The following is a 24,994-nucleotide window of genomic DNA, read 5'->3' as shown; positions in this document are numbered from 1 at the left end:
AGGCTCGGCCAAGTAACGCGGGGCACTCATTTCCAACATCCGCGCGAATGCGGGCAACTTGGCGCAACACGCCGCATTCACTTGTCAATGAACGGATTTGGCTGCGGCGCGGGTTTATCGATTCGGACGATGCACCACCTATTATTCAAGAGGAATTTGAATCATGAAGGGGAGCAAGTGGCAAGCACACGCCCAGCCAAGAAAAACGCAGCACGACGAACATCCGGCCCGAGGCCCGCCCGCGCGGCCGGCGCGATCCTGGCAGTGGCTGCAGTGGCCTTCACCGCAGCGTGCACCAACGCACCCAACGTCGTCGGCACGCCCTCGCGCGTGCTGCAGTCGGTAAACGTGGACCTTGCCTCCAACGGTTCGATCTCGGCGGTCAACGGGACCGCCATCTCGGTGGATGACACCACGGGTGATTCCTCCAGCGCGGACACTTCATATTCCCCGGGCGAGGTCGCCAGCGACTTGCCCGTCCGGGTGAGCGCGCAGTACCGCACCGCGGAGAAGACCGGCACCAATCTCGAGGAGCTGGCCGGCTACACCGGACGGATCGAGATCGGGTTGACCGTGGAAAACCTGACGGTGGCCCCGCGGAACGTGACCTTTGATGTTGCGGGCCAATCCCGCACCGAACCGGCGCTCGTGGGTGCCCCGATGACCATCGCCGCCTCGACCGTGCTTGCGGGGGTCTCCCCCGGTGACATCGTGGGCGATTCCGGTTCCGGTTCGGCCGGCACCAACGGCATCATCAGCTCCTCGCCCGAAGGCGAGGCCGTCATCCAGTGGGCCACCCTCCTTGCACCTCCGGCCACGGGCGCCAGCACCACGCTGCGCCTGGTCGCCGATGTCACCGACTTCGCCACCCCGGGCATCGATCTCGCCGTGCAGCCCGGCATGTCCACTGACCTCTCGGTCGATGGCGTCTTGGCCTCCGCGTTCGACACCAGCCCTACCTCCGAACTTGCCCTGCAGCGTCGCACCATCGACCTCATCGCCGAGGTCAACGACGTACTCAGTCGCGCCGGAGCCACCATCACCGATGTGCGCGGCAACCTCGAGAGCACCTCAAAGACCCTGGGCGTGAGCACCGCGGCGCACCTGAAGGAGAGCAGCGATTCGCTGGCCGGAACCCTTAGCGGGCTCAAAGACCAGCTCGGCTCGCTCAAGACCGACCTCGATTCCACCGTGACCGGTGCAGAGACCACGACCCTTGCGCAGCTCTCCCAGACCGTCAATACCGTCGACGCCATGCTGGGCGACACCTCGGTCGGCGTGCCGAAGGCAACGATCAAGGGCAACGGCTGCGCAGCCATCGTTGCACCCGCAGGCGAAACCGCGACGGTCTACTCCAGCCTCGTGCTGATGTCCGCCCAGCTGGACGGCTATGCCCGCTCGACCGCCGGTTGCCGCGACGAAGTGGCCAACGCCCTGCAGAAGACAGTGGGCCCGGCCCAGCCGAACGCGAAGAACTGCACCGAGGCGTCCCTGACCTGCGCGTTCCATGCTTCGTCGATCACCGTGACCGGCGCCCTGTTGAAGCTGGTGGGCCAGGGAGACGACCTGGTCGCCTCTTTGGATCCGGAGATCATCACTGGCGCACTGGCACGCCACAGAAGCCTTTCCGACGGAATCGATGAGCTTTCCAAGCAGCTCACCGCACTGGACCAGGCCGAATCCAACGGAAAAGCAGACGACGAGAAGGCCTTCGACGACGCCATCAAGGCGCTCCGGGCCACTGCCGATGACGCTGGGACACCGCTGGCCAATCTGAAAGACGACGTCGACTCCTTCGTCTCGGCCGAACAAACCCGAATTGATGACATTCTTGCCGCCAGTCAGGCCGCCGCAAACCTTATCAAGGGCGGCGACCACAAGCTGACCAACCCTTGGATCTACGAGCCGCTCGAAGACAAGAACCCGCTCGACACCATGCTCGAACGGAACAAGGACTTGCTCGGGCAGAATACGGCCATGGACAAGCGAAACGACGCCTTGGCCGAGAAGTTATGCCGCCTGATCGCTGCGGAAGAGAAAAAGACGCCCCGGACCGAACAGAACGAATTCAACGACATTCGAGCGGAACTGACCTCTGTTCCCTGCCCCGGAACCACCAGCGAGCCCAAGCTGTTCGGGGAAGACCCGTTGGACGAGCAATTGGCCGAGCAGAAGGCCCAGCTAGCCGACCAGGCACAGGATTTGACCGACCACGCCACAGAACTGGAGACACAGGCTGACGCTCGCGCCGAGCAAGCCGACGACCAGGCCGCGGCCTGGGAGACCTGGGTAGGCCAGCAGGCCAAGATCTGGGACGACCGCGCCGAGGCGCAGACCCTGGCCCTTGAAAGGGTGACCTCGTTGACTGATGCACCCGTCGACGGTAAACCACTCCAAGACTCCATCAAGGATGTAGAAGTCGGTCTCGAAGCCATCGGCAAGAGCATCGACGAGCTGGAATTCACGGTGAAGAGCGGTTCCAGCATCAAGGGCGACATCGCCAACTTGCGCAAGACATTGGAAGGCGCCCAAGGGAGTCGGGATCGGCTCGGCGAGGGGTTGCTGGTCCTGGACAAGCAACAGGACAAGCTCGAGTCTGGCATCAAAAAGGCCTTCGCGGACACCCAGAACGCCATGACCGAAGAGGTCACAGCGCTGATCGACAGCCAGATCCGCGTCGTCTCCGCACAGGGAGCCGAGGGCAGCGACGCAGTCGTAAAGGCCTTCGACCGCTCGGTTGCCGGCCTGTCCGCCACCGCAAGCGACGTCGAGGCCAACGCCAAGACCACGGTCGACAAGCAGCACGCGGAACTTGCCAAGCAGGACGCCAGCCTCACGGCGGCAGTCAGCAAGCAGACCGCCGCCTCGCTCGAGGGAATCGCGCGGAGCACCGGGGCCTCGACGCGGGACGTCGAGGGCGCCTCCAAGTTGTTGGCCTCCGGCCTTTCCAAGGTCATGCTCGACCTCGGCGACCGCAAGGTCAACGGCTCCGGCCTGCTCGGCTCCATGGCCACCAGCGCGGCGAAGGCCGACACGGCCGACTACCAGCTGGCGCTGGCCACCAAGAACGCCCAGGGCTACGCCAATGTGCGCGCCGAGGACGTCGCGGGGATCCTGCTGCGCCAGGCACAGTTCAAGGCCTCGCTCGAGGCTGTGTCGGAACTGCCGACCTTCCACCTCGAGGTGCCAGCGGGCGCCGCGACCCAGACGCTGTATTCCTTCCGCCTGGGAAGCGCCAAGTGAGCCGTCTCGCAACGCGGCGCAGGCTCATTTCCGCCGGGGTTGTTGTCGTGGCAGTGGCTGCGGTCATCGCCATGTCGGTCTTCTTGTTCCGACCGGCCGACGCCGCAATCGGCGAACCCGTCGAGTCAGGCGTCCCGGTGGCGCTTTCCGCCGCCAACGTCCCGGCCGACACCACGCTCGGCGTCGTGGTGACGCTCGGCTCCGGGACCGGCGCGGCGTGGAAGGACGCGGCCCAGGGCGCGGCGGTAGCCGCGCACCGCTTCTCCCTTTCCGGCACGACCGTCACCCTGTCCACCGCCGATGACCGGGGCACCGCCGAGGGCGCACGCAAGGCCGTGGAAAAGCTGGTTTCCGAGAACGTCGCCGGGATCGTGGTGGCCACCGACGGCCCGCAGGTGCCCGACGCGCTCTCGGCAGCGGCGGACGCCGGGGTCCCTGTGCTGCTTCCCTATGACGCGGGCAAGATCGAATCCGCCGGGCCCGCCTGGCGCACGGGCCCCACGCAGGCGCAGCTCTCCAAGGCCCTGTCCTCGGCCCTGACCGGCGCCCGGCGCCCGCTGCTCATCGACGCCGGCGGCGGGGCCCCGGATTCCGTGGACGTCTCCGCAAGCATTTCCTTCGAGCCGGGAGCCGACGCCGAAACGCTGGCCGCCGATGTGGCCCGCCGCACGGGGGTGGCGGAACCCGCAAAAGCCGACGGCACCCCGGGGCGCGCCCCGGTTTCCAACCCGGCCGACGCCATCCTGCTTTCGGGCAACCCGACGCAGCAGGCAACCGTGGTCCACGCCCTGCAGTCGGCCAACGTCACCGTCCCCGTGGTGCTGACGCCCGGGGCCACCAGCCCCGCGTTCTCCTTCGGCCTCGCCCAGGCCGGCGGCACCGCCTCGGGCAGGCTGTCCACCGTGGGCACCGACTCCGGCGACGCGGCGGCCCTGCGACCCGACGACTCCGGACGGGCCATGTCCGGGTTCCTCGCCGGCCTGCGGGTCCTGGCCCAGGACAAGGAAGCGAAGAACCTCACCGGGGACCTGGGCTTCGCCGAGGTCGCCGGGGCCGCGGACTCGCGCAGCCACGACGCCGTGGTGGCCCTGGTCCGTGCGGTCTCCGCCGCCGGCAGCAACAATCCGACCAACGTCGCCCAGGCCCTCGGCACCCTGGAGCTGGGCCCCGCGGACGGCATCGCCGGCACCCCGCTGGACTTCGCCGGCCCCGATGCCCTGGACGGGGAAGCAACGGTGCTGCAGCTCTCGGACCAGGACCTGGGCCTGCGCCCGCAGGGTTCGTCCGGCCGCGTACCCGCCTCCTGGTTTGCGCGCCCGGCCATAGACTGAGCCCTTAGGTTCCCCCCGACGAAAGGAGCGCCCGGTGCGCGTGCTGATCCAGACCGATGGCCAGCGGCTCGACCGGGAGCTGGGCGGCTTCGCCCCGGCCACGACGCTCGCGCAGCTGCTGGTGTCCGCCGGCGCCGCCGCCCCGGCCCCCGGCTCCACGCTGTACGTGGATGCCGCCGCGGTGCCCGCCGACACCCCGCTGTCGGAATTGCTGCTGCTGGAGGGCAGCACCATCTCCCTGGCCCCGGTCCCCCGCCCGGAGCCGCTGCGCGGCTGGAGCGCCACCGTCTCCGGCGGCCTGGACGCCGGGACCATCGTCCCGCTGCCGGCCCACCGCCCGCTGGTCATCGGCCGCTCCCCGCAGGCGGATCTGGTGCTAGGAACCGAAAGCGCCTCCTGGCACCACGCCAGCGTGCAGCTCGAGGGCGACGGCGTACGCGTGCGGGACGCCGGCTCGACCAACGGCACGCTGCTCGCCGGGCAACCGGTGGACCAGGACGGAGTCCTGCTCACCGCGCCCGCCACCCTGCTCATGGGCGGCACGACGGTGCTGCTGCGCCCGGCCCTCGTCGAAAGCCCGGCCCCGGAACCCGGGTCGCTGCACAACCTCACCCCCGCCGCCACCGCGCCCTTCAACCGGCCCCCGCGTCCCGGCACCCCGCCGGAACCCGACCCGCTGTCCGCGCCGGTGCGCAAGGACGTCCCGCCGGCCTCCAAGTTCAGCTACATCACGGTACTGGCCCCGCTGCTGCTGGCCGGGGCCATGGTCCTGATGCTCGGGGACGCCCGCTTCGCGATGTTCGCCGCGCTGAGCCCGGTCATGGCCGTGGGCATGTTCTTCGAGCAGAAGCACCGCCGGAAAAGGAACCTCAAGGAAGAGGACGAAAGGTTCGCCGCGGCCCTGGCCGACTTCGCCGCCGAGGTCGCCGACGCGGCCGCCGACCAGGGAACCCGCCGGCACACACGGATCCCGGACCCGGCCACGGTGCTGCGCATCGCCGCGATGCCCACCACCGGGCTGTGGCAGCGGCGGTCCGGCTCCGCGGGCTTCCTGGCGCTGAACGCCGGGACCGGGGACGTGCCCTGGGCCCCGAAGCTCGACGACCGCTCGGCCCCGGTGCCCGACAAGCTGGTCCGCGAAGCCCTGGACACCAGCCGGATCCCCGCAGCACCTCTGCTGGTGGACCTCACCGACGCCGGGGTCGTGGGCATCGTCGGGGACCGCGCCGGCGCCCTGGCCCTGGCCCGCTCGCTGCTCATCCAGGCCGCGGTGCACGCCGGGCCCGCAGACCTGTCCGTCGCGGTGCTCTGCGACCGCGGGCGCCACGAGGACTGGGCCTGGGCCTCCTGGCTGCCGCACACCCGCCGGCCCGGCAGCTCCGAACGCTGGCTCTCGGACGACCGCAAGCGCAGCGCCGCCCTGCTGCGCGCACTGCGCGAATCCCTGGACGAACGCCCCGGCGGCACCACGCTGCTGGTGCTCGATTCCGAGGTGCTCACCGAGGGCCGCGATGCCCCTGCGCGCGAGCTTTTGGGCCACGGCCGCTCCATCCCGGGCCTGGGCGGGCGCGGCCCCGGGCAGGGACCGCGGGTCTCGGGCATCGTGATCGCCGCCTCCGAGCAGCAGCTGCCCGCCGCCTGCACCACCGTCATCACCGTCGGGGCCGACGCTGCGGCATCCGTGCACGACCTCGGCGAGCTCACTGTCGTTCCCGACGTGGTGCTCGCCGGCCTCGGCCTCGACGCGGCCGAGCGCTGCGCCATGGACCTGGCCCGCTTCGACGACCCCGAGCTGGTGGTGCCCGGGGCGGCGCTGCCCTCCCTGGTGCGCCTGCCCGAGCTGCCGGGCATGCCCTCCCCCGATGCCGCGTCGATCCGCGCGGCGTGGGCCAAGGCCACGGGCTTCTCCGCCCCCATCGGCACCTCCGAATCCGGGACGATGTCCCTTGACCTGGTCAAGGACGGGCCGCACGGGCTGGTCGGCGGCACCACCGGATCGGGCAAGAGCGAATTCCTGCGCTCCCTGGTCGCCGGGCTCGCGGCCCGCAACGACGCCACCCGGCTGAACTTCATCCTCATCGACTTCAAGGGTGGCGCCGCGTTTGCCGCCTGCGAGGCGCTGCCGCACACCATCGGCACCATCTCCAACCTCGACGAGCAACTGGCCGACCGGGCCCTGCGCTCCCTCGAGGCGGAGATGGCCCGCCGCCAGCGGATCTTTGCCGCGGCCGGGGAGGACATCGACAACCTCGATGCCTATCTGGCCACCAACCCGGACGAGCCCATGCCGCGGCTGCTGCTGGTGGTCGACGAGTTCGCGATGCTCGCCAAGGATTTCCCCGAGGTGCTCTCCTCGCTGGTCTCCGTCGCCGCGGTCGGGCGAACCCTGGGCGTGCACATGGTCCTGGCCACCCAGCGCCCCGCCGGGGTGGTCAACGACGACATCCTGGCCAACACCAACCTGCGGGTGGCGCTGCGCGTCCAGAGCCGCGACGATTCCTCCAACGTCATCGGCGTCCCGGCGGCCGCGGGTATCACTCGCGCGCAGACCGGTCGGGCCTACATCAAGCTGGGGCAGGACGAGATCACCGGGGTGCAGACCGCGCTGGTCACCGGGCGCGCGTCGCGGGCCGATTCCACCGAGCTGGTGCTCAACGACATCGGGCACTTCGGGCATCCGGCCCCCGTGCGGGCCCCGGCCCCGGGCACCGAATCCGGGGCCAGCGACCTGGACGAGCTCATCGCGGCCATCAACCAGGCCCACGAGGACGCGGGATTCGGGGTGCCGCGGCCGGTGTGGCCCGTGGCGCTGGGAGAACGCGTCGACCTGGCCGGCTTCGACCCCGCCGACGCCGAGGCGGAAGCCGCGCCGGGGCGCCTGGCATCCACGATTCCGGTCATCGGCGCGGTGCGCGGGCGCACCATCGAGGTCGCGCTGAAGGACGAGCCGGAGGCCCAGCGCCAGTCTCCGGCCGGCTGGGACCTGGCCCGCGGCAACCTGCTGTTGCTGGGCATCGCCGGATCGGGCACCAGCACCACGCTGGCCTCCCTGGCCCTGGCCGCCGCGGCCGCCACCGACCCCCGCGAGCTGGACCTGCTGGTGCTTGACACCGGGTCCCGTGCCCTGGCCCCGCTGGCCGGCCTGCCGCACACCTCCGCCTACGTGGGCACCGGCCCCGGCTCCCGGGAACAGCAGGCCCGCTTCCTGCGCCACCTGCGCACCGAGTTGCTCCGCCGCCGCGCGGATCCCGGCGCCCGCCGCGAAACCCTGGTGCTCATCGACGGGCTGGCCACGCTGCGCGACGAATTCGCCGACTACGACGGGCAGGGCCTGCTCGACGCGCTGAACCGGGCCTACGCCGACGGCCCGGCGCTGGGCCTGCACTTCGCCGTGTCCACCACCCGCGCCAAGGCGGTGCCCTCGGCCATCGACGAGGTCACCGTCCAGAAGTGGCTCTACCGGCTGGCGGACCCCTACGACTACTCGGCCCTGGGCGTGCGCGGGTCCAACATCCCGGCCGCGGTCCCCGGCCGCTGCGTGGATGCCGGATCGTTGCGCCAGATGCACGTGGCCACCCCCGGCAGCGGACTGGCCGCCGCCGTGGAGCGGGTGGCGGAGCGCTGGGCGGATGCGGAGCCGAAGCCCGCGGCAATCGGCAGGCTGCCCGAGCAGCTCACCGTTGCCGAACTCGGCGCCCCGGCGTCGCTGGACGGGGAGCCGTGGCGCTTCCCGGTCGGGTTGCGCGAGGAGGACCTGGCCCCCGGCGTGCTGGAGGTCTACGAGGGCGAGCATGTGCTCATCGCCGGGCCCGCGCGTTCGGGCAAGTCCACGCTGCTGCTGGCCCTGGCCGAGTCGATCCGCGCCTCGGCCGCCGCCAGCGGGCAGCCGGTTGCGGTCTGGGGCGCCTGCGACAGGCGTTCCCCGCTGGCCACCGCCGACCTGGACAAGGTGGCGGTGGGCGCGGAGGACCTGCCGGCGCTGCTGGCCTCGATCCGGCTCGAGCGCGGGCCGGTGGTGCTGTTGGTCGACGACGCGGAGCGCTTCGAGGACTCCGATGCGGCGCTGGCGAACCTGCTGGCCTCCTCGGCGCGGGTCTGCGTGATCGCCGCGGGCCGCTCCGCGGACCTGCGGGGCCTGTATTCGCACTGGACCAAGACGCTGCGCAAGTCCCGCTGCGGGGTGCTGCTGGTTCCCGACGTCGACTACGACGGCGAGCTGCTCGGGGTGACCCTGCCGCGCCGCGCACCGGTGGCGGTGACCCCGGGCCGCGGCTACCTCTGCGTCGGCGGGGCCCCGGCCTTCATCCAGGCCATGGGCCCGGGCGCCGCTCCCGGCGCCTGAGCCGTTCCGGGGCCCGGATCAGTCGCGGGTGGTGATGGAAAACGGTTCGCTGGCCAGGTCGGTGAAGTTCCCGACCCCGGCCCGCAGGATGCAGCTCGGGGAGACCGTCAGCGCGGTGACCACCAGCCCGTCGGCGGAGACCGCCAGGGAACCGGAGCAGCCGTCGGAGAAGCGCACCCCGTCCTCTCCCCCGGCGACAGCGGCGAGCATCGCCGAGGCCTTGCCCGTGGACGGCGAGGTGTACAGCGGGTTCAGCAGGTCCTCGCCCCCGGGCCACACCGGCACCAGGGTGACCGGCAGTGCCGTTTGGCTCACGGTGCGCGCCGGGGTGCTGACCAGGATGTCCCGCAGGCGCTGCACCGGGTAGGCGGCACCTGCCGCAGCGGGATCCGAGACGGCCGCGGTGGTGGCCGCGGCGGCGTCCTTGAGCCACTGGTCCAGGGCGTCCTCGCCGGATAGTTCCACGGGAATCGTTGCGCGCAGCTGGACACTGCCCTTGGCCGGGACGCCGACCTCGGCCAGGCTCCAGCCGCAGGGTGCGTCGATGCCCGTCAGGCTCGGCTGGTTGCGGGTCGCCCCGGACTTTTCCCAGCGCACCGGCGGGCAGGAAGCTGCGGCGGAGGCACCCGGGAGTACCTCGAGGAAGGGCCCGGACAGCGGCGCCTTCTGTGCCGTGTAGGTGATTTCCAGCGAGACCTCGCGGGCCTGCGCATCGTAGCGGGCGCTGCGGCCGATCGACAGCCCGGACGGCAGCGGGGCATCCTGCAAGCTCGCGGCGGAATCGGCAGCCGGGGCCGCATCCGGGGCCTTCGGGTTGGCCAGCGCCACGGCGCCGACGGTGATCCCGACGGCCGCCACTAGCCCGCCGGCGATCCATATGACGGCCTTGCCGCCCAGCCACCCCGGGCGCCGGCGGCCGGTGCGTACCGGGGCGGGCGCCGCAGCGGCACCGGGCAGTTCCCCGGGCCGGGACAGGGAGCGGACCACGGTGTGCCCGGCGGCCGGTCCCAGCTCCGGCGGCGCGGAGGCGGGCAGGCCGGTGCCGGGTGCAGGTGCGGGTTCGGGCTGGATTCCCGCCCCGCGCAGCACCGTCGCCGGGCGCGCCAGGGGCTCGAACTCCCCTGGCGCCTCGGCCACCGGCAACGGCGACAGGGCGGCGAGGCGGGCGGCGAGCCGGCGCAGCAGCGCGGCGGCCTCGGGCGCGCCGGGCCGTTGGCGCGGGTCCTTGCCCAGCAGCGCCTCGAGCGCCTCCCACAACGGCTCGGGCACCTCAAGGCGCGGCGGCATCGTGGTCACGTGGCGGTAGGCGAGGGTGAAGTCGGTGCCGGTCCCGGCGAACGGGGTCCGCCCGGCCAGTAGCTCGTAGAGCATGATGCCGGTGGCGTAGAGGTCCGCGGCGGGGCCCACCTCGCCGGAGCTGAGCAGTTCGGGCGGCATGTAGGCGGGGGTGCCGACCAGGCCGGTGGTGTGCCTGGCCCGCTCGTGCATGACCGCGGCGATGCCGAAGTCCGAGACGCGCACCGCGTTGGCGAGCCCCGGGGTCCAGGGTTCGGCCAGCAGCACGTTGTCGGGCTTGATGTCCCGGTGCGCGGTGTTTCGGGTGTGCGCGTACGCGAGCGCGTCGAGCACCTCGGCGCAGAGCAGCAGGGCGTCCGCGGCGGGCAGCGTGCGCTGTTCCTGGAGCAGGTCGCGCAGCGAGCCGCCGGGCACCAGATCCATGAGGATGGCCAGCTTGTCGCCCTCGACCACCAGGTCCCTGACCTTGACGATGTTCGGGTGCACCAGCCCCAGCAGCACCGAGCGTTCCTTCACGAAGTGTTCCACCAGGGCAGGGTCGTGCGCGTGTTCCGGGCGCAGCACCTTGGCCGCGAGGTCGGGCCCGCCCGAGGGCGCGCCGACCCGCCACACCTCGCCGACGGCGCCGGAACCGAGGGGCTCGACGAAGCGGTAGGAGGCGCCGAGCGCGTCACCGGGCTGCACGTTTGCCATGTTTCGTTGCTTGCTCCTTGGTTAAGCAGCAATTGTTCGTGCCTGACCACAAAGGTCGGCACGAACAATTGCTGCCCGGGCCCGCACAAGGGGGCCGGCTGGACTACTCGGCTTCGAGCGCGGCCGCGGCCAGCGGATCGGAGTCGTTGAGGAAGCGGCCGATGCGGTCGACTTCCTCGGCCTCGCCAATGGCCGCGGCGGCACGCTGCAGCGCGTAGAGCGCACGCAGGAACCCGCGGTTGGCCTCGTGCGCCCACGGCACCGGGCCCTGGCCACGCCAGCCGGCCTTGCGCAGGGCGTCCAGTCCGCGGTGGTAGCCCACGCGGGCGTATGCGTAGGACTCCACGACGTGGCCCTCGGCATGCGCCTCGTTGGCCAACAGCGCCCAGCCGGTCGAGGATGACGGGAAGGCCGCGGCGATGTCCACGGCTTCGTCTCCGGCTTCCAGCCGCGCGTTGACCTCGGTTTCCTCCGGCAACAGCGTTGCGGGGATGCCCAGCAGGTTTGCTCCAAGATCGGCCATGGTTACTTCAGCGCCTTTCCGGCGGAGCCAAGCTGCTGTGCGGCCTCCACGATGCGGGCGGCCATGGACTCTTCGGCCTTGGCACCCCAGACGCGTGGATCGTAGGCCTTCTTGTTGCCGACCTCGCCGTCGACCTTCAGCACGCCGTCGTAGTTGGAGAACATGTGCCCAGCGACCGGGCGGGTGAAGGCGTACTGGGTGTCGGTGTCGATGTTCATCTTGATGACGCCGTAGGAGACCGCGTCGGAAATCTCCTTGGCCGAGGAGCCGGAACCGCCGTGGAAGACCAGGTCGAACGGGTTCGCCTTGCCGATCTTGGCGCCGACCTTTTCCTGGATGTCCTTGAGCAGCTCGGGGCGCAGCTTGACGTTGCCCGGCTTGTAGATGCCGTGCACGTTGCCAAAGGTCAGCGCGGTGATGTAGCGGCCCTGCTCACCGGAGCCCAGTGCGGCAACGGTGGCCAGGGCGTCTTCGACGGTGGAGTAGAGCTTGTCGTTGATGGCGTTTTCCACGCCGTCTTCCTCGCCGCCGACGGCGCCGATCTCGACCTCGAGGATCTGCTTGGCGGCTGCGGTGCGCGGCAACAGTTCCGCGGCGATGCGCAGGTTCTCTTCAAGGGTCTCGGCGGAGCCGTCCCACATGTGGGAGTTGAAGAACGGGTTGCGTCCGGCGGCGACCTCGGCCTCGGAGGCGGCCAGCAGCGGCAGCACGAAGTCATCGAGCTTGTCGGCCGGGCAGTGGTCGGTGTGCAGGGCGATGTTCACTCCGTAGCCCTTGGCCACTTCGCGGGCAAAGGCGGCGAAGGCCAGCGAGCCGGTGACCATGTTCTTCACCGAGGAACCGGACCAGTAGGCTGCACCGCCGGTGGACACCTGGATGATTCCGTCGGATTCGGCCTCGGCGAAGCCGCGGATGGCGGCGTTCAGGGTCTGCGACGACGTCACGTTGACTGCGGGGAAGGCGTAGCCGCCGGCCTTCGCAGAATCAATCATGGCGTTGTACTGTTCCGGGGTTGCGATGGGCATACTGACTCCTATGTAGATAAGGAATGTGTGGGGAGTAGACCTCGTTGGCTACCTCCATCCTAGCTACTTGTGTGCTGGATCGCTGACGGGATGACGCACCGGCCCCGGAGGGTGACATGCCAAGGGCGCCGGTTCACGGCGCCCTTGGCATGCGATTCACTTGTCGGCGGCCGCTTCACCTCCCGTGTCGGCGGGTGCGTCGGCTGTGCTTTCGGCGGCAGGCTTGGCCACGGGCTTCGGGGCCTTTGGCTTGACGGCTTCGGCCTTTGCCGGGGCCGGTGCGGCAGCCTTCTTCACCGGGGCAACCGGTGCCTTGGGTGCCACGGGCTTCGGCTTGGCCACGGGTGCGGCCTTGATGGCTTCAACCGGGGCCTTCGGCGCGGCGACCGGCTTGGGAGCCGGTGCTGCGGCCTTTTTGACCGGAGCCGGTGCTGCAACCTTCTTGGCCGGAGCTGGAGCTTCGGCCTTCTGGGGCGCCGGAGCGGAGACCGTCTTGGCCTCGGGTTCCTCGGCAGGCTTCACCGGCAGCTGTTCGACGGCGGGTGCCTTCTGAACCGCAGGGGCTACCTGGTCGGATTCCTTCTTGGCCGGTTCGATTTCGGCGGAATCCGGGGTGGTCCCGTCGTCCTTGGGAGTGGACGTCTTCGGCTCGGATTCCAGCTGAGGCGCTGCGTCGTCGGCCTTCGGTGCAGTTGCCCCGTCCGTTGGTCCGGTCGAGGGTTCATCGGTCTCGGTTTCCGGAAGCGGGATCTCCAGCGTCGGAACCTCGTTGACCTCGGGCAACGGGTTGGTCGTTTCCGGTGCCGGCGTTGTCGGTTCCGGCGTCGTTGGAGCCGGTGTCGGTGTCGGCTTCGGCTTCGGCTTCGGCTGAGGTGCCGGAGTTTGGGTGGTCGGCGAAGGCTTGGTTTCGGGCTTCGGCTTCACCTGAGGCGCCGGAGCCTGGGTAGTCGGTGCAGGCTTGGTGTCAGGCCTCGGCTTCACCTGCGGCGCAGGCTTCGGCTTTGCTTCCGGCTTGTGTGTTGCAGGTGGCTCGGCCTTCGGTGCAACGGCCGGTGCCCGGTGCCTGGCTGGCGCCGGGCTTGGGTTGTGCGCGTGAGGTGCCGAGGCCCAACGTGTCGGGAAGTCCGCCGCACCGCCCTCCGATGAGCGGGGAGCCCCGGTGTTGCGGATCGGTTCGGCCGCGATGGTGGTGCGGCGCGAATCGATCATGGGATTGGGCTGGCCCGAGATCGGAGGCAGGAAGTTCCGTGGATCGTTCCAGCGCCCGTTGATGATGACCTCGAAGTGCACATGGCAACCCGTGGAGTTCCCCGTGGTGCCGCTCAACGCGATGAGCTGGCCCTGCTTGACGACGTCGCCCACCTTGGCAACGAGCCGGGAATTGTGGCTATAGCCGGTGCGCACGGAGGACCCGTGGTCGATAGTCACGCGCATGCCGGAATGCCCTGCCCACGCCGACTGGATCACCACGCCGTCGGCGGATGCATACACCGGCGACCCGCAGGGAACGGCGTAGTCCTGTCCGATGTGGATCTGCGTCCCAGGTCCGGTCGGATTATGCCGAAACCCGAACGGACTGGTGATATGCCGTGACGCCACCGGGTGCATGAGCTGGATGTTACCTGGAAGCGCCCCAAGCACTCCCACGTTCTGGCCAACGAGGATGCCGGCGGCATTGGCCTGCGTTGCAGCCCCCAGGCCGGACCCGGAGTGCGCCTGGAAAGCAGGCATGGCACCGGCCGGCTCCCCGTCGCTTCCAATCCCCGCGGCGGAGCTGGTGATGCCCAGCGCCTGCCACGCGATCGCGTCCACGCCGCTGAGCAATGAGACCCTGACCGGCTGCACGTAGGCCGCGGCTTCGTAGTTCGGTGCTTGTACCGGTTGTGGTGCGATTTGGTTCGCGGACAGGCCCAAGCCGGGCGCCCCCGACATCGCCACGGCCGCGGCCACGGCAAGCCCCAAGGCTGAAATTTGTGGGATCTTGTTCGTTGAACGGCCGGCTCTGCCCGGCACGGGACCCCTATTGACCTGATGTTTTTTCATCGGTAACAACCCCCTGTTGAGTCACCATGAAGTTTTTGCGCAGCCAAATGAGCGAGGTGGTCTGGCCGAGACCAGCGAGTTGTCCGTGTCACCCCAAGTAACTGAACACTTAGGCATCACCGTAACGCACGCGTGGCCAGGAATAAAGGGTTCAGTCCGCAAGATCCCCAATTGATTTCACCGTGCCCGGCTTTCACGTCCTGGCAGGGTTGTGGAAAACGCGCCGACACGGGGCCTTGAGAGGCTCATTCCCATTCACGCGCGTTGCCATAGCTGGCCCACCATTCCCTGCCCAGACCGAAGCTACTGCCCACCGGCCCCCTCCGCGACTTGGCGAGAATGCAAGGTCAATGACGACTTGCGTGCCGGCATTGTCATCGGCGGTGCCTGCGTTTAAGACCCGTGCCTAGTTTTGCTGAAGCCGCCCTAAGTCGACGTCCGGCTCGCACCGGTACTTTCCCATTTTCCGAAGAGCTCCTCGCTGGAGACCATATTGCCCAGCCTGACTCCGTCAAAGGCCGCGTGCCAAGCTTCCAGTCCCAAATGCGCTTTCATCGCCCGTTCAAGAATGATTGGTGCGGATGTTTTCCTCAAGGGAATGTTCTCCGCCTCAAATTCGGAAGCTACGCGGCTCCGTTTACCGTTGAAATCCTCAACTTTAATGTTGTCAAGGTCGCTGGCCCCGGTTTTGTACGCCGGCAGGTATCTCCTGCTGTCAACGTCGCGGTTTTCCAGGATCTGCCAGCGTCCGGGACGGAAGAGAGCGTCGAATGTCAATCCGCCGAAGAGCGGCTTGGCCTGAAGTGCATCTGAAATCCTTGAACCAACTTCATCCTCCGGCGCCACGAAGTCAAAGAGCACGACGTAGCGGGAGGCCAAATAGGAGGATACGACTTGGCCTACCGCAGCAGTTCCGTCACCGAGGGCGATGCTAAAAACGTCCCCGTCTTTGGGAGTGCTGATCTTATTCGCCTTTACCAAGGGTTTCCTCCGGCATTTGCATACCTCGTATCATTCATTTGATGTCCTCTATTTGAAATAAAACCATCTGGATTGCCCTTGTTCGCCGGTCCGCCCAAATCTCTGATCCACTACTCCGCAACTCGGTCCAACTCAATAGCCCGTTCTGCGCGCTGCAGTACGGCAAACCCAAACGCTGCATCCGGGAATTCTCTCGCATGTTCCCGTAACCGCAAAGATTACCGCAAGTCATTCTTCGCCTGCCCGACGCATGCCTCTTCATCACCTATTGGTATACGGGGTGGCTGGCCGTTCTTGGCTGCGGGACCGCCGAGGGCCACTGCCCCGGTATCGCCGACCAAGAGGTGGTCCCGTTGCCTCCCTTCGGGCAAGGGTGGATCGGCCAGGTCCGCAGACGCTCCATGGCCACGTCCTTCCCGCTCCAAGGGAAGTATCGGTCGCCGGCGTCATCATCTTGGGCTGTTGCGTTGCAAACCCACGTGATTTTTGCCCTGGACGAGGCGAAGGATTGGACTTGCCACGGCCTTCACACGCGATGTGGAGCGGCTACGAGGATTCCGCCGTGGTTGCAGACGACGACAGCGTCACAGCTGTTCCGTCGCCGGCACTGCCCGAGCCATTTGAGGATTCCGCGCTCGGAGTCCCGAATCCCGAATCGGACAACGTGCTTGCCGACTCGGTCGGTTCATTGGTCGAAGACGGGGCCGGCATGGCTGACTGGGATCCCGCAGACGCACTGGACGGCGCGCCGGTCGGCTCGCCAGAGGGTGGATCAGTAGGTGTCGCGCTGGTCGGGGATGGATTGGGCGGAGGCGTAGGTTCTTCGCTGGGCTCCGGCGTCGGGGTTGGTGACGGGCTAGCCTCTGGTGTTGGCTTGGCTGAAGGTTCCGGAAATGTTTCCGGCGTCGGCGTTGGCGTTGGCGTGGGGGTCTTTCCGGGTTTGCTTGCTTCGCCTGGTTTGGTCTCCTCGCTTGGCTTTGGCGGCGCAGTTTCCTTCTCGGGGGCCTTGGTCGAGGGTGCGGGCTTGGTAGGCTCCGGCATCGATACGTCGATGTCGTGCCCGTTCTCGCTTTCGCTCCGGGGTTCCCCGGTGTTTCGGATGGGTTCGGCCGCGATGGTGGTCCTGCGGGAATCGACCATCGGGTTGGGCTGGCCGGGAATCGGCGGCAGGAAGTTGCGCGGATCGTTCCAGCGTCCGTTGATGATGACTTCGAAGTGCACATGGCACCCGGTCGAGTTTCCGGTGGTCCCGCTCAGGGCGATCAGTTGGCCTTGCTTGACCACGTCGCCGACCTTGGCCACGAGTGTCGAGTTGTGGCTGTAGCCGGTGCGCACCGAAGATCCGTGGTCGATGGTCACGCGCATGCCCGAGTGTCCAGCCCAGGCCGACTGGATGACGGTTCCGTCCGCGCTGGCATACACCGGCGACCCGCAGGCAATGGCATAGTCCTGGCCGATGTGGATCTGGGTGCCGGCCCCGGTCGGGTTGTTCCGCCAACCGTAGGGGCTGGTGATGTGTCGGGACGAGACCGGGTGGATCAACTGGATCCCCGCGGGAAGCACACCGAGCGGGCTCACGTTTTGACCCACGAGTTGGGCCGACGCCCCGGAGGGGCCCAGCAGGGCCCCAGGGTCGGAGGCGTCTGCGACCTTGACGCCGGCAGCGGCGCTGGTGATGTTTTCCGATTCCCAGCGGATCGCGTCGACTCCGCCGAAGAGCCCGACCTCGACGGGGTGGTTGAAGGATGCAGCCTCCACCTGAAGGGCGGTGGCTGCCACTGGCATGGCGTAGATCTGGCGTCCGTCGAGGGTGGGGGAAACCGAAAGGGCAAGTGTCGCAAGAACCGCGATCCCGAGGGCCGCGGGCTTGGAGGTTTTCGGCTTGGTGCGCAGTTCGCGCCGCACGGGCAGCGGAAGCGGGTGGTTGACTTGGTGCTTTTTCACCAGCGGATGGCTCCGTTCACCTGCTTGAGACCTTGGCCGTTGCCGGCGCTGACCATTGGTCGTTCCCCGGCGACCGGGGCCTGTTGTTGCATTACCCTCGTTGCAGGAGATTGATCGTCCAAGGCCCACGCTAACGCACCCGGGGCGGCGAGTGAAGGGATATTCGCTAAACGTTTGGCTTTCTAGACAAGCGACTACCCGAAGTTATACCGACTGGTCGAAAACGTGCCGGCGGATCCACGCGTGCATGGCGATCCCGGCGGCCGAGGCGGCATTGATGGAGCGGGTGGAGCCGAACTGCTCAATGGAAAGGGTCGCTTCGGCGCTTTGGTGGACTTCCTCGCTCAAGCCCGGCCCTTCCTGGCCGAAGACCAGCACGCAATTGCGCGGCAGCTCGTAGGTTTCCAGCTTCCGTGAATCCGGGAAGATGTCGATCCCGATGATCGCCAGCCCCTCCCCCTTGGCCCAGTCGACGAAGTCCTCGACGGTGGGGTGGTGGCGCACGTGCTGGTAGCGGTCGGTGACCATCGCCCCACGTTTGTTCCAGCGCCGGCGCCCGATGATATGCACTTCCTTGGCCAGGAAGGCGTTGGCGGTGCGCACGACCGTGCCGATGTTCATGTCGTGTTGCCAGTTCTCGATGGCGATGTGGAAGTCGTGGCGGCGCTCGTCCAGGTCCGCGACGATCGCCTCCATGGACCAGTAGCGGTACTTGTCCGCCACGTTGCGCCGGTCCCCGGTTTCCAGCAGCCCGGCATCGAAATGGTCACCGGAAGGCAGCTCGCCCTCCCACGGACCAACGCCCACCTCGGGGCGCTCCTCGTGGACCGGATCGTACTCGGTGGGCTCTGGTGCGGGGGTTTCAAGGGCGGAAGTCACGTCTTAAGGGTAGTCGCCAATCCCCGCACGCCGGATTCCAGGTGCTGGACAGCACACCCGGAGCGCCGCGCCCGCACCCGGCCGGTTGATGGCAAACTGGCCTAAGGCACTTTTGGTCCGCCGGGAATCCCCGGCCCGGCATGCAAGGAGGATCCATGCCCATCATTGACAATGCGATTTACGTTTCGGGCAAGCGCGTGATCCATCCGCCGGATCTCAGCTCCACGTTCGAGTCCATGAAGGAGTGCGGTGGCATGGCCTGGCTCGGGCTCTACCGTCCCGACATGGCCGAAATGCAGGAGGTCGCCGCGGAGCTCGGCCTGCACGAGTTGGCGGTGGAAGACACCCTCTCCGGCCACCAGCGCCCCAAGCTGGAGCACTACGGCGACCACCTCTTCGTGGTCTTGCGCCCGGCCCGTTACATCGACGAGTCCGAAAAGGTCGAGTTCGGGGAATTGCACGTCTATGTCGGGGTCGACTTCGTGGTCACCGTCCGCCATGCAGAATCGCCCAAGCTGGCCCAGGTGCGCCAGCGGCTCGAGGACGAGCCGGGGCTGCTGGGCATCGGCCCGGCAGCGGTCCTCTACGCGGTCCTTGACCAGGTCGTTGACGAATACGAGCCGGTGTTTGCCGGACTGAGCAACGACATCGACGAGATCGAGGACCAGCTTTTCTCCGGGACTTCCCACGTCTCGCGGCGGATCTACGAACTGTCCCGGGAAGTCATCGAATTCCAGCGCGCACTGGCACCGCTGGACGACGTGCTGGCCCGCTTGCGCAGGGACTTCAGGCTCAGCGACATCTCCGAGGAAGACGCCCTGGAACTTGACCGCAAGCTCATCGACGTCCAGGACCACGCGATCCGGCTCACCGAGCGCATCACCTCCTTCCGGGCCCTGCTGACCAACGCCCTGTCGCTGTCCTCGACCCTGGCCTCGCAGCGGGCCACCGAGGCCGGCCTGGCCCAGAACGAACAGATGAAGAAGATTTCCTCATGGGCCGCGATCATTTTCGCCCCGAGCCTGGTCACCGGAATCTACGGCATGAACTTCAAGCACATGCCGGAACTGGAATTCAGCTTTGGCTATCCGGCGGCGATCGGGCTGATGCTGGCACTGGCCGTGAGCCTCTTTGCCATTTTCAAGAAGAACAATTGGTTATAGTCTCCGCAATCCCCGCCCACGGCCGCGGAACCTGAAAGACTGGTTCACAGCAGGTTGTCTCTTGAAAGGAACACCCACTCGTGCCAACGCATGAACCACGCAACGTCCACGACATTGAATGCTGGCTCACGGACATGGACGGGGTGCTGGTCCACGAGAACCAGGCCATCGACGGCGCCGCGGACATGATCGACCATTGGGTCTCCACCGGCAAGCGCTTCCTGGTGCTGACCAACAACTCCATCTACACCCCGCGCGACCTGCGTGCCCGGCTGCTGTCCTCCGGGCTCGATGTCCCCGAGGCCAACATCTGGACCTCGGCCATGGCCACCGCGGAGTTCCTGCGCCGCCAGCGCCCGGGCGGACGCGCCTTCGTGATCGGCGAGGCCGGGCTGACCACCGCATTGCACGAGGCAGGGTTCATCCTCACCGACCAAGAGCCCGAATACGTGGTGCTGGGCGAAACCCGCACCTACTCCTTCGAGGCCATCACCAAGGCCATCCGCCTGATAGCCGCGGGAGCCCGCTTCATCACCACCAACCCGGATGCCACCGGTCCCTCCCCGGAAGGCCTGCTTCCGGCCACCGGGTCCGTGGCGGCACTGATCACCCAGGCCACAGGCCGCGACCCCTACGTGGTCGGCAAGCCGAACCCGATGATGTTCCGCTCGGCACTGAACCGGATCGATGCGCATTCGGAGACCACCGCAATGATCGGGGACCGAATGGACACCGACATCATTGCCGGGATGGAGGCCGGGTTGCTGACCATCCTGGTGCACACCGGTATCACCAAGCCCGGCGATGTGGCGTCCTTCCCGTTCCGCCCGGACCTGGAGCACGATTCGGTGGCGGAGATCCTGTCCGAGCTTCGCGAGGGGCGCGCCGCCCACCACGCGGGTCCGGCCTCGGGACCGCACGAGCACTAGGCGGCTCCTCGACCCAAGGTGGCAGTGCCCCGCAACGGGCACTGCCGCTCGTCATTAGGGATCGGGCCCTTCTAGAGCATTTCCATCTGATCCGCCACGACTCGGCCGTCATGGATGACGGTGCGGTCGACGCCGCGGGCCATGACGGCGCTGGTCACGGTCTCCCCCGCCAGCAGCACCATCTCGGCCCGGTCCCCCACTGCCAGGCCCGGGCGGTCGCCGGCGGAACGCAACCGAGACAGGCTCCGATCCATCATGCCCGCCCCGCCCCAGGTGGCAATTGCCGCCGCATGTTCGATCAATTCGTCCTGCCGCAACCCGTGGGTGAAGGCCAGCTGCCAGGTGCGCGAGAGCATGTCGCAGTCCCCGTACGGGCTCCAGTAGTCGCGCTGCCCGTCCTCGCCGAGGCCCACCCGAATGCCGGCCTCGGTCATGGCCACGAGGTTGAATTGCTTGCCCGAGGTGGCCGGGGCAACCGTGGCCCAGGAGATATCCAGGGCGCCCATCTGCTCGATGACCCGCGCGGTGGTAGCCTCCGAGACGTTGCCCAGCTCGTAGGCGTGCGAGAGCGTCACCCTGCCCTCCATGCCCAGGGCGCGGGTGCGTTCCATGATGAGTTCGGTGCTGAAATGCGCCAGGTGCCCGGGCTCGTGCAGGTGGATGTCGACGTCCACCTGGTATTTCTCTGCCAGCCCGAACACGATGTCCAGGTGCCGCGCCGGGTCCCGGTCCAGCTGGCACGGGTCGATGCCGCCCATGACCGTGGCGCCGAGCTTCAGGGATTCCTCCAGATAGGCAACCGTGCCGGGTTCGCGCAGCAGCCCGGCCTGCGGGAATGCCATGATCTGCACGTCGGCACGGTCCTCGAATTTTTCCTTGGCCGCGAGCACTGCCTCGAATTTCTCCAGCTTGCAGTCGACATCGATCTGCGCGTAGCTACGCACCCGCGTGGTGCCGTGCGCGATCATGCGCTGCAGCGTTTCGGCGACCCGCTCTGGCAGCGGGACCTCGGCCTTGCGCCAATGGTTCCGGTCGTTGAGCATCATGCCCCAGACCCCCGGGGCCCCGGTGTGTTCGCGGAAGGGCAGCCCGATCCGCGTCGAGTCCAGGTGCACATGGACATCGGAGAACGCGGGAAGTGCCAGCCGCCCGCGGCCATCGATGCCGCCGGCCACCGTAAGGCGCGGGTTGTGCGGGGAAACGGAGGCGATCAGTCCGTCGGTGATTTCAAGGTCCACCGCGTCCCGGCCCCATGGCCTCACGTTGCTGATGAGCACTGCGTGTTTCCCCTTTGCTGGTTGCCTGCCGCATTCCTTCGGCCTCACGGTTCCCAACTCTTCCACGCGGGAATCGCCGGTCAAGGCATTTGGGGTGGCTTTGCCTGGTCTTCTTCCCCGTGGCTGTCGGCGGTCGCAATGTGGGTCATCGATTTCCAGACCAGCAGCAGGATGAGGAACGAGCCGAAGAACCCGAACCAGAACGGCGCCCGGTAGCTGAACGCCTGGCCCAGCACGCCGCCGAGCAGGGAACCGGCCGCGATGCCGCCGATGCTGCCGAGCATGTACACCGAGTTGATCCGGCCGCGCAGCCGATCGGGCACCGCCCGCTGGCGCACCGTGGAGGAGACCGAGCCCCAGACCAGGGCATGGATGCCGAAGAGAAACAGGATGGCCATCGCCAACCATGCCTGGCGGGTGAGCACCAGGGCCAGGTGCGTGGCGGTTTCCAGGACCAGTCCGGTGCGTAGCAAGGTCGCGTAGCTGAACCTGCGTTCCAGCCACGGGAAGAGCAGGGAACCCATGATGCCGCCCACGGCGCTGGCGCTCATCAACAGGCCGTAGCCGATGTCGCCGAGCGCCAGCTGGTCCGTCGCATAGAGCACCAGAATCGCGAACGTGGCCCCGAAGGTGACGTTGAAGCAGGTGATCAGGATCGCCAGGGTGCGCACGGCAAAATGCCTGCGCATCCAGCCGAGTCCCTCCCTGACCTCCAGCAGCATTGAGGTGCCCGGCGCCCTCGAGCTTCCTGGTGCCGGCAGCGGGACGGCCACCTTGGAATAGAGCATCACGGCCAGGGCCAGCAGCGCGGCAAATCCCGCGTAGGGCAGCGAGTGGGATACCGCGAAGAGCATGGCTCCCAGCGGTGGTCCGGCCAGTTGGTTGGTCACGGTGATGGTGCCAAAAAGCCGCGAATTGGCCAGTCCAAGCTGCGCGCTGGGCACCAGCGTGGGGATCAGCGAGGTGGAGGCGTTGTCCGCAAAGGCCTCCGCGGTGCCCAGGAGAAACAGGCATCCGTAGAGCACCGGCAGGCCCAGCGCCCCGGAGAAGATGATGGCGGCCAAGCCGAAGATCACCAGCATCCGCAGGAGGTTGACCAGGATCATGAGCCTGCGCCGGTCCACCCGGTCCACCACGGCGCCGGCGAGCAGCCCGAAGAGCACCCAGGGGATCTGCTGGGCGAAGGGTGCCAGGGCCACGGCCAACGGGTCGCGGGTGATGGTGGTGACCAGCAGCGGTCCAGCGGCGAGCAGCATGCCGTCGCCGAGGTTGCTGGTCGCCGCACCGGCCCACAGCCAGCGGAACGGGACCGGCAGCGCGGAAGGTGGTTGCTTGGTGGTCACGGGCTCCAGCGTACGCGGGAGCCTCCGGTCCCGGGCCGCCGGGCTGGCTCCGCTTAAACAGCCAGGGGCACGGCGCCGGGTGATATTCCCCCTGGCGCCGCGCCCCTGGCTCATCGCCGGGCGGAGGCTCAGGCCTGCGCGTCCAGCCAGGCGGCGGCTTCCTGCGCCAACTGTGCGGGCGTCGCGGCGATGTCGAGCACCACACCGGCTTCGTCGCTTTCCAGCGGCTCAAGCGTCGCCAGCTGGGATTCGAGCAGGCCCACCGGCATGAAGTGCCCGGGGCGGGCGCGCATGCGCTCGGTGAGCAGTTCGACGGATCCGTGCAGGTGGATGAACACCGTGCCCGGCGCCTCGGAGCGGATCAGGTCCCGGTACGAGCGCTTCAGCGCCGAACACGCGATGACCTTGGACCCGGGCTCGGCCGAGCCGAGGCGTTGGCCCACCTCACGCAGCCACGGTTCGCGGTCCGCGTCATCCAGCGGATGCCCGGCGGCCATCTTCTCGATGTTCGAGGCCGGGTGCAGGGAGTCCCCGTCGAGGAACCCCGCCCCCAGCTCGGCGCCCAAAAGCTCGCCCACGGTGGACTTGCCGCAGCCGGAGACACCCATGACGATGACCCGGTGCAGCGCGGTTGCCGCGCCGCTGGCGGCGGTGTCGGTGGCGGCGGTGTCGGTGGCGGCTTCCATGGTTTGCGCGCTCACCAGTCGTGGACGGTGCCGTCGATGAGACGGTTGTAGGGCAGGTAGGCCTGCTGGTACGGGTAGGACAGCGCGGCTTCCTCGTTGAACTCGACGCCCAGGCCCGGCTTGTTGCCCGGGTGCAGGTAGCCGTCCTCGAAGGTCATCGACTGCTCGAAGACCGTGTTGGTGGCGTCCGAGTGCTGCATGTACTCCTGGATGCCGTAGTTGTGGATGGCCAGGCCCACGTGCAGCTGGGCGGCGAAGCCCACCGGGGAGATGTCGGTCGGGCCGTGGAAGCCGGACTTGACCTGGTACTGGGCGGCGTAGTCCATGACCTTCTTCAGCGGCGAGATGCCGCCGAAGTGGGTGGAGGCGGCACGCACGTAGTCGATGAGCTGTTCCTTGATCAGCGACTGGAAGTCGTAGATCGTGTTGAAGACCTCGCCGATGGCGATCGGGGTGGTGGTGTGCTGGCGGACCAGGCGCAGCGCCTCCTGGTTTTCGCCCGGGGTGCAGTCCTCGAGCCAGAACAGGTCGTAGGGCTCCAGCGCCTTGCCCAGCTTGGCCGCCTGGATCGGGGTCATGCGGTGGTGGCCGTCGTGCAGCAGCGGGATCTCGGGGCCGAATTCGTTGCGCACCGCCTCGAAGACGGTGGGCAGGTGGCGCAGGTAGGCGCGGGTGTCCCAGTCCTCTTCCACCGGGTAGGCGCCGCGGCCGGCCGGCTCGTAGTCGTAGCGTTCGCCCGAGGACTGGGTCTGGGCGGCCACGCCGTAGACGGCCTTGATGCCCGGGACGGCGGTCTGCACGCGGATGGACTTGTAGCCCAGTTCCAGGTGCTCACGGATCGAGTCGAAGAGCTGCTCGGTGTCGGTGCCCGAGGCATGGCCGTAGGCGCGCAGGCCGTTGCGCGAGGCGCCGCCCAGCAGCTGGTAGACCGGCATGTTCGCGGCCTTGCCCTTGATGTCCCACAGGGCCATGTCCACCGCGGCGATCGCGGCCATGGTGATCGGCCCGCGGCGCCAGTAGGAGGAACGGTAAAGGAACTGCCAGGTGTCCTCGATGCGGTGCGCATCCTTGCCGATGAGCAGCTGCGCGACGTGGTCCTTGAGGTAGGAGGCCACCGCGAGCTCGCGGCCGTTCACGGTCGCGTCGCCGATGCCGACCAGGCCGGATTCGGTGGTGACCTTCAGGGTCACGAAGTTGCGTGACGGGCTGGTCACAAATACTTCTGCCTTGATGATTTTCATGGCAATCCTTTCAGATTCCCGATGCGTCGGTGCACCGGGTGTGGCGGGGAGAAAA

16 protein-coding genes are annotated in these 24,994 nt (G+C 68.1%); 5 read left to right on the top strand and 11 right to left on the bottom strand.

All coding sequences use genetic code 11. The features are described 5' to 3' along the window. The first annotated feature begins 177 nt into the window (after window positions 1–177). From BLJ79_RS10250 to BLJ79_RS10240, 3 genes are read left to right on the top strand one after another with little or no spacing between them, the layout of a single operon-like run. Window positions 178–3,243 (top strand): hypothetical protein, encoded by a 3,066-nt coding sequence (locus tag BLJ79_RS10250; protein WP_071214648.1) that lies wholly within the window; start codon window positions 178–180, stop codon window positions 3,241–3,243. Beyond that, window positions 3,240–4,574, top strand: a complete 1,335-nt coding sequence (locus tag BLJ79_RS10245) for a type 1 periplasmic-binding domain-containing protein (protein ID WP_071214647.1) — start codon at window positions 3,240–3,242, stop codon at window positions 4,572–4,574. Before BLJ79_RS10250 ends, BLJ79_RS10245 begins: the two co-directional genes overlap by 4 nt. A 34-nt stretch (window positions 4,575–4,608) precedes the next feature. Next, complete coding sequence (locus BLJ79_RS10240) at window positions 4,609–8,916, top strand: type VII secretion EssC family protein (RefSeq protein ID WP_071214646.1); 4,308 nt, start codon at window positions 4,609–4,611, stop codon at window positions 8,914–8,916. Window positions 8,917–8,934: 18 nt separating this feature from the next. Here BLJ79_RS10240 and BLJ79_RS10235 read toward each other — a convergent pair whose 3' ends face one another. From BLJ79_RS10235 to BLJ79_RS10205, 7 genes are all read right to left on the bottom strand, one after another. Beyond that, complete coding sequence (locus tag BLJ79_RS10235) at window positions 8,935–10,905, bottom strand: serine/threonine-protein kinase (RefSeq protein WP_071214645.1); 1,971 nt, start codon at window positions 10,903–10,905, stop codon at window positions 8,935–8,937. A 103-nt stretch (window positions 10,906–11,008) separates the two neighbouring features. Further along, complete coding sequence (locus tag BLJ79_RS10230; protein ID WP_071214644.1) at window positions 11,009–11,428, bottom strand: DUF3151 domain-containing protein; 420 nt, start codon at window positions 11,426–11,428, stop codon at window positions 11,009–11,011. Between the two features lie 2 nt (window positions 11,429–11,430). Continuing rightward, window positions 11,431–12,453, bottom strand: coding sequence for a class II fructose-bisphosphate aldolase (gene fbaA / locus BLJ79_RS10225; protein ID WP_071214643.1), 1,023 nt, complete (start codon window positions 12,451–12,453; stop codon window positions 11,431–11,433). A 156-nt stretch (window positions 12,454–12,609) separates the two neighbouring features. Beyond that, the gene (locus tag BLJ79_RS10220) at window positions 12,610–14,403 is read right to left on the bottom strand and encodes a peptidoglycan DD-metalloendopeptidase family protein (protein ID WP_175475452.1); all 1,794 of its coding nucleotides are present in this window, start codon (window positions 14,401–14,403) and stop codon (window positions 12,610–12,612) included. Window positions 14,404–14,922: 519 nt separating this feature from the next. Next, on the bottom strand, window positions 14,923–15,477 hold the full coding sequence (locus BLJ79_RS10215; protein WP_071214641.1) for a hypothetical protein: 555 nt from the start codon (window positions 15,475–15,477) through the stop codon (window positions 14,923–14,925). A gap of 546 nt (window positions 15,478–16,023) precedes the next feature. Further along, window positions 16,024–17,421, bottom strand: a complete 1,398-nt coding sequence (locus BLJ79_RS10210) for a M23 family metallopeptidase (RefSeq protein WP_071214640.1) — start codon at window positions 17,419–17,421, stop codon at window positions 16,024–16,026. 204 nt (window positions 17,422–17,625) lie between these two features. Next, window positions 17,626–18,300, bottom strand: a complete 675-nt coding sequence (locus BLJ79_RS10205) for a TrmH family RNA methyltransferase (protein WP_071214639.1) — start codon at window positions 18,298–18,300, stop codon at window positions 17,626–17,628. 155 nt (window positions 18,301–18,455) lie between these two features. Here BLJ79_RS10205 and corA point away from each other — a divergent pair, with 155 nt between their 5' ends. Both corA and BLJ79_RS10195 read left to right on the top strand, forming a co-directional pair. Then, entirely contained in the window at window positions 18,456–19,463 is a 1,008-nt protein-coding gene (gene corA / locus BLJ79_RS10200; protein WP_071214638.1) for a magnesium/cobalt transporter CorA, read from the top strand. 134 nt (window positions 19,464–19,597) lie between these two features. Further along, window positions 19,598–20,392 (top strand): HAD-IIA family hydrolase, encoded by a 795-nt coding sequence (locus tag BLJ79_RS10195; protein WP_071214884.1) that lies wholly within the window; start codon window positions 19,598–19,600, stop codon window positions 20,390–20,392. A 71-nt stretch (window positions 20,393–20,463) separates the two neighbouring features. Here BLJ79_RS10195 and BLJ79_RS10190 read toward each other — a convergent pair whose 3' ends face one another. The 4 genes from BLJ79_RS10190 to manD all read right to left on the bottom strand — a co-directional run bounded on the left by BLJ79_RS10190 (window position 20,464) and on the right by manD (window position 24,939). Then, window positions 20,464–21,669: an amidohydrolase family protein gene (locus BLJ79_RS10190; protein WP_071214637.1), complete on the bottom strand. Its 1,206-nt coding sequence runs from the start codon at window positions 21,667–21,669 to the stop codon at window positions 20,464–20,466. A gap of 80 nt (window positions 21,670–21,749) precedes the next feature. Beyond that, window positions 21,750–23,012: an MFS transporter gene (locus BLJ79_RS10185; RefSeq protein WP_175475451.1), complete on the bottom strand. Its 1,263-nt coding sequence runs from the start codon at window positions 23,010–23,012 to the stop codon at window positions 21,750–21,752. 128 nt (window positions 23,013–23,140) lie between these two features. Continuing rightward, complete coding sequence (locus tag BLJ79_RS10180) at window positions 23,141–23,713, bottom strand: gluconokinase (RefSeq protein ID WP_286135340.1); 573 nt, start codon at window positions 23,711–23,713, stop codon at window positions 23,141–23,143. Further along, on the bottom strand, window positions 23,710–24,939 hold the full coding sequence (gene manD / locus BLJ79_RS10175; protein WP_071214636.1) for a D-mannonate dehydratase ManD: 1,230 nt from the start codon (window positions 24,937–24,939) through the stop codon (window positions 23,710–23,712). The genes BLJ79_RS10180 and manD overlap by 4 nt, the downstream gene beginning before the upstream one ends. Window positions 24,940–24,994 lie beyond the last annotated feature (55 nt).

This window comes from Arthrobacter sp. UCD-GKA (assembly GCF_001863355.1).
GTDB lineage: Bacteria > Actinomycetota > Actinomycetes > Actinomycetales > Micrococcaceae > Paeniglutamicibacter.
This window is presented reverse-complemented; position numbering and strand designations above follow the sequence as displayed.